General features: G+C 73.7%; 5 protein-coding genes and 1 pseudogene. 1 reads left to right on the forward strand and 5 read right to left on the reverse strand.

Annotated elements, in window-relative coordinates; all coding sequences use genetic code 11:
• The 4 genes and pseudogenes from AB0K37_RS40125 to AB0K37_RS40140 all read right to left on the reverse strand — a co-directional run.
• Positions 1-304: pseudogene (locus AB0K37_RS40125) on the reverse strand (hypothetical protein); the annotation flags it as partial.
• A gap of 76 nt (positions 305-380) precedes the next feature.
• A complete protein-coding gene (locus AB0K37_RS40130) occupies positions 381-815 on the reverse strand; it encodes an SRPBCC family protein (RefSeq protein WP_363990928.1) in 435 nt (144 codons plus the stop codon).
• A gap of 62 nt (positions 816-877) precedes the next feature.
• The gene (locus AB0K37_RS40135) at positions 878-1645 is read right to left on the reverse strand and encodes a metallophosphoesterase (protein WP_363990931.1); all 768 of its coding nucleotides are present in this window, start codon (positions 1643-1645) and stop codon (positions 878-880) included.
• Positions 1646-1744: 99 nt separating this feature from the next.
• The gene (locus AB0K37_RS40140; RefSeq protein ID WP_363990934.1) at positions 1745-2440 is read right to left on the reverse strand and encodes a copper homeostasis protein CutC; all 696 of its coding nucleotides are present in this window, start codon (positions 2438-2440) and stop codon (positions 1745-1747) included.
• A gap of 235 nt (positions 2441-2675) precedes the next feature.
• On the opposite strand from AB0K37_RS40140, the gene AB0K37_RS40145 reads away from it, so the two are divergent.
• On the forward strand, positions 2676-4466 hold the full coding sequence (locus AB0K37_RS40145) for a long-chain fatty acid--CoA ligase (RefSeq protein ID WP_363990937.1): 1791 nt from the start codon (positions 2676-2678) through the stop codon (positions 4464-4466).
• Between the two features lie 19 nt (positions 4467-4485).
• Here AB0K37_RS40145 and AB0K37_RS40150 read toward each other — a convergent pair.
• A partial coding sequence (locus tag AB0K37_RS40150; RefSeq protein ID WP_363990940.1) for an NAD(P)-binding oxidoreductase occupies positions 4486-4904 on the reverse strand: 419 nt, incomplete at its 5' end.

Raw genomic sequence — 4904 nt, forward strand, 5'->3', positions numbered from 1 at the left:
GCCCGGCCTCGCGCAGGTGCCGTGCCACGTCGGCGCCGGACTCCCGCTTGACCGCGATGGCCCGGCAGACCGGGCAGTCGCGGCACTCGGGGGCGCCGGTGGCGATGTGCGGCCCGCGGGCGTGCCCGCCCGGCGCGCCGGCCGGCTCGTCGGCGATGGCACGGTCCCACACGTCCCCGGCAGGCTCGTCCCCGGCAGGCTCGTCCCGGCCCGCGCGCCCGTCCCGGCCACCGCCCACCCGCCTGATCAGCGCGTCGACGAGCTTTGCCGCCTCGTCCAGGACGTCGCCCGGCTGGTCGCTCATGTCTCCATCTTCCATCCGTCGTCGGCGTGAACGGTATCGCCTCCGCGCCGTGTTCAGGCCACCGCCCGCGGCGGGATCAGCCCTCCACGTGGCGCTTGAGGCCCTTGAGGGCGGAGTCGATGATCCGCTTCTCGCCCTTGCGCTTCACCATGCCGATCATGGGGATGCGGACGTCCACGGCCAGCTCGTAGGTCACCTCGGTGGCGCCGCCCTCCTCCGCGAGGGCGTAGGTGCCGTGCAGCCCGGTGACGACCGTGCCCGGCTCCACCAGCTCCCACGTCACCCGGTCGTCGCCCTCCCAGGTGTAGGCGAGCCCGACGGTGTCGCTGAACGGGCCGCCGTCGAACGTGAGCCGGGCGCGGGCGGCCCGGCCGTCCACGCCCGTCTCCTGCACGGTGAACTCGCGGATGCCGCTCGCCCACCCCGGGTACGCCTCCAGATCGGCGATCACCGCCATGATCTCGGCCTTCCCGGCCTTGACCGTGATGGAGGAACTCGTGCGGTCCGCCATCTGCGTCTCCCTCCGGCTCGCCCCGAACCCCTGCGGGCCCGCTGTCCCTAGAGAAGTATGGTTCACACCGTCAGGACGTAGGGCACACCGCGCGCACGGAAGTGACCGACGTTCACGCATTCGGTGCGGCCGATGCGGATCCGGCTCGCGAGCGGCTGATGGACGTGCCCGAACAGCACGTACTTCGGCTGCGTGCGGCGGACGGCCTCGAGGACCGCCTCGCTCCCGCGCTCGAACCTGCGCGCCACGGTGTCGTACAGCAGCTCGGGGACGGCGGGCGGGATGTGGCAGCACAGCACGTCCACCTCGCCGACCGCCTCGACCTTGGCCGCGTAGGCCTCCTCGTCCAGCTCGTTGGGGGTGCGGTACTCGGTGCGCAGACCGCCGCCGACGAACCCGAACCGCAGCCCGCCGATCTCGGTGGTCTGCCCGTCCAGGACATGGTGGCCTTCGCGCAGGTGCGCGTCCCACAGCCGGGGGACGTCGACGTTGCCGTAGGTCAGGTACGCCGGGACGGGCATGGCCGCGAACAGCTCGGCGTACTGGCGGTTCACGGCCCGCTCGATGTGCGGCCAAGCGTCCCCGTCCAGCGAGGCCCACAGGCCCCGGGAGAACTCGCGGGCCTCGTCGAAGCGCTTCTCGGTGCGCAGCCCGATGAAGCGGTCGGCGTTGTCCTGGCCGAACAGGTCGGCGAAGATCCCCTGCCCGTGGTCGTGGTAGTCGATGAACAGGATCAGATCCCCCAGGCAGATGAGCGCGTCCGCGCCGTCCGCCGCGCCCGCCAGCGCGTCCGCGCGGCCGTGGACGTCGCTCACCACATGGATCCTCATGAACCGAATGTAATAGTGCTGACCGCCGGAGTGAACGGGCGGGTCACGACGTCCGGCGCGACCTGCGCCGTTCGCAAAGGCTCGGTCGGCGAAGGGCCGTCAGCCGGCGGCGGCCGACACGAGGGTGCGCCACTCGCGCACGAGCACGGGGTCGACCCGCGCGTCCCAGTCGCCGTCGGGACGCACGGCCGTGCCCACGTGGAAGGCGGTGACGCCCGCCGCGGCGAGGACGGCGACGTGCTTGCGGCGCAGCCCGCCCCCGGCCATGATCATCTTGGCCGTGTCGGGGTCCTCGACCGCGCGCCGCACGAGGACGTCGACCCCCGCGTCCACGCCGCGGGACGAGCCCGCCGTCAGCACCGTGTCCAGGCGGCCGCCGAACGCGCGGACGACCCCCCACGCCTGGGCGGGGTCGGCGGCGTGGTCCAGCGCCCGGTGGAAGGTCCAGGGCAGCGGGTCGGTGTCGGCGGCGAGCTTGCCGGTGGCGCCCGCGTCGACGTGCCCCGAGGAGTCGAGGAAGCCGAGCACGAACCCGTCGGCGCCCGCCTCGGCGAGGCCCGCCGCGGCACGCCGCAGCCGGTCCAGCTCGGCCCCGGTGGTGCGGAACCCCGCGTTGGCGCGCAGCATCACCCGCATCGGCACGGACGTGGCCGCCCGGATCGCCGCGACGAGATCGGGATCGGGGGTGAGGCCGTCCGCGGCCATGTCGGCGACGACCTCGACGCGGTCGGCGCCGCCCTCCTGCGCCGCGCTCGCGTCGTCCACGGTCAGCGCGATCACTTCGAGCAGCGACATGGCGACCCCCGAACCCGTTTGCGTTGTGCGACCGGGTCAAGGGTAGGCGACCCGGCGGCGCGCGCCGGGGGCCGCCGGACGGTCTTTGCCGTGCCGTTAACAGCCACCGTTCGCGGCGGTGTTGCTACTCGTGGGTATCATGCGGCAACGGAGGAGTTCACGCGCCGCCGGCCGGACGGCCCGGCGCGCCGCGGGGCTCCCCGCCGTCCTCGAAGACCGACGACAGGAGTGGGCCGTGCGCGAGTTCAGCGTCCCCGCGATGGTGGAGGTCCCCGACTCCGCCACTCTGACCGACGCGCCCTTCACCCGGGCCGTCGAGGAGCCGGGCCGGATCGTGCTGCGGCGCAAGAGCGGCGACGCGTGGAGCGCCGTCACCGCGGCGGAGTTCGCCGCCGAGACGGCGGGGATCGCCAAGGGCCTGGCCGCCGCCGGCGTCGAGTCCGGCGACCGCGTGTGCCTGCTGTCGCGGACCCGCTACGAGTGGACGGTCCTGGACTACGCGATCTGGGCGGCGGGCGCGATCTCCGTCCCGATCTACGAGACGTCCTCCGCCGAGCAGATCGAGTGGATCGTCGGCGACTCCGGGGCCAAGGCCGTGTTCGCCGAGACCGAGGAGCACGTGGCGACCGTCGCGGAGCTCCGGGAGCGGCTCCCCGCGCTGGCGCACGTGTGGGGCATCGACGCGGGCGGGGTCGCGGAGGTCGCCCGGCTCGGCGCGGACGTCGGCGACGACGTCGTCGAGGAGCGCCGCCGCTCCCGCTCCGCCGCGGACGTCGCCACGCTCGTCTACACCTCCGGCACCACCGGGCGCCCCAAGGGCTGCGAGATCACCCACGGGAACCTGGTGTCGACCGCCCGCAACGCCGTGCAGGGGGCGATCGCCGAGGTCGCCGTCGAGGGCAGCTCCACGCTGCTGTTCCTGCCGCTGGCCCACGTGTTCGCCCGGCTGATCGAGGTCGCCACCATCGAGGGCGGCATCGTGCTCGGGCACAGCGACGTCCCGAACCTGCTGCCGGACCTGGCCTCGTTCCGGCCGACGTTCCTGCTGGCCGTCCCCCGCGTGTTCGAGAAGGTCTACAACGGCGCCGAGCAGAAGGCCGCGGCCGACGGCAAGGCCAAGATCTTCAAGACGGCGGCCGACACCGCGGTGGCCTACAGCCGGGCGCTGGACGACGGGGGCCCCTCGCTCGGGCTGAAGGCCCGGCACAAGGTCTTCGACGTGCTCGTGTACCGCAAGCTGCGCGCCGCGGTCGGCGGAAGGGTGCAGTACGCGGTGTCCGGCGGCGCCGCGCTCGGCGAGCGGCTCGGGCACTTCTTCCGCGGCGTCGGGATCACGATCCTGGAGGGCTACGGCCTCACCGAGACGACCGCGCCCGCCGCCGTCAACCGGCCCTCCGCCCTCAGGATCGGCACGGTGGGCCCGCCGATCCCCGGCGTCGACGTGCGCATCGCCGAGGACGGCGAGGTCCTCGTGCGCGGCGTCAACGTCATGCGCGGCTACTGGAACAACGAGGCCGCCACCAAGGAGGCCCTGGAGGACGGCTGGTTCCACACCGGCGACCTCGGCTCCCTCGACGAGGAGGGCTTCCTGCGGATCACCGGCCGGAAGAAGGAGATCCTCGTCACCGCCGCGGGCAAGAACGTGGCGCCGGCGCCGCTGGAGGACCGGCTCCGCGCGCACCCGCTGATCAGCCAGTGCCTCGTCGTCGGCGACGGCCGCAAGTTCATCAGCGCGCTCGTCACCCTGGACGAGGAGGCGCTCGGCCCGTGGAAGGCCCGGCACGGCAAGCCCGAGGCGATGACGGTGGACGAACTCCGCCGCGACCCCGACCTCGTCGCCGAGATCGAGGCCGCGGTCGCCGACGCCAACAAGTCGGTCAGCCACGCTGAGGCGATCAAGAAGCACGTCGTCCTCGGCGTCGACTTCACCGAGGAGGCCGGCCACATGACGCCGAGCCTGAAGGTGAAGCGCAACGTGGTGATGAAGGACTTCGCCGACGAGATTGACGCCCTCTACACCGGCTGAGCCGGGGCGTCCCGCGCGGTCAGGCGCCCGGCCCGCCGCCGGACGCGGGGCGCAGGGCCGCGACGGCGTCCCCGATCGGGGTGGAGCCGTTGAGCAGGTCCAGCGTGAGGCGGCGGACGTCGCCGGCGTCCAGCAGCGCCGCGATGACCGCCGCCACGTCGTCGCGGGTGACCGCGCCGTGCCCGATCGGCGGTTCGGCCAGCGCGACCAGCCCGGTGGGCGGGTCGTCGGTGAGGCGGCCCGGCCGCAGGATCAGCCAGTCCAGGGCGCCGCGGCGCCGCAGGTCGTCCTCGGCCTCGCCCTTGGCCCTGATGTAGGCCTCCCAGACCTCGCCGCGCCCGGGCGTCATGACCTCCTCGCCGGTCTCGTCACCGGTGGTCCAGGCGAAGTGGACGGGCCCGCCGCCCACGGCGGGCGCCATCTCCTTCCAGCGCGCCA

The organism is Actinomadura sp. NPDC049753 (assembly GCF_040674655.1).
Classification (GTDB): domain Bacteria; phylum Actinomycetota; class Actinomycetes; order Streptosporangiales; family Streptosporangiaceae; genus Spirillospora; species Spirillospora verrucosospora.

Excerpts from the sequence above, each read along its gene's own strand:
- AB0K37_RS40130 (WP_363990928.1), bottom strand. The coding sequence starts at position 815 with ATGGCGGACCGCACGAGTTCCTCCATCACGGTCAAGGCCGGGAAGGCC.
- AB0K37_RS40135 (WP_363990931.1), bottom strand. The coding sequence starts at position 1,645 with ATGAGGATCCATGTGGTGAGCGACGTCCACGGCCGCGCGGACGCGCTG.
- AB0K37_RS40140 (WP_363990934.1), bottom strand. The coding sequence starts at position 2,440 with ATGTCGCTGCTCGAAGTGATCGCGCTGACCGTGGACGACGCGAGCGCG.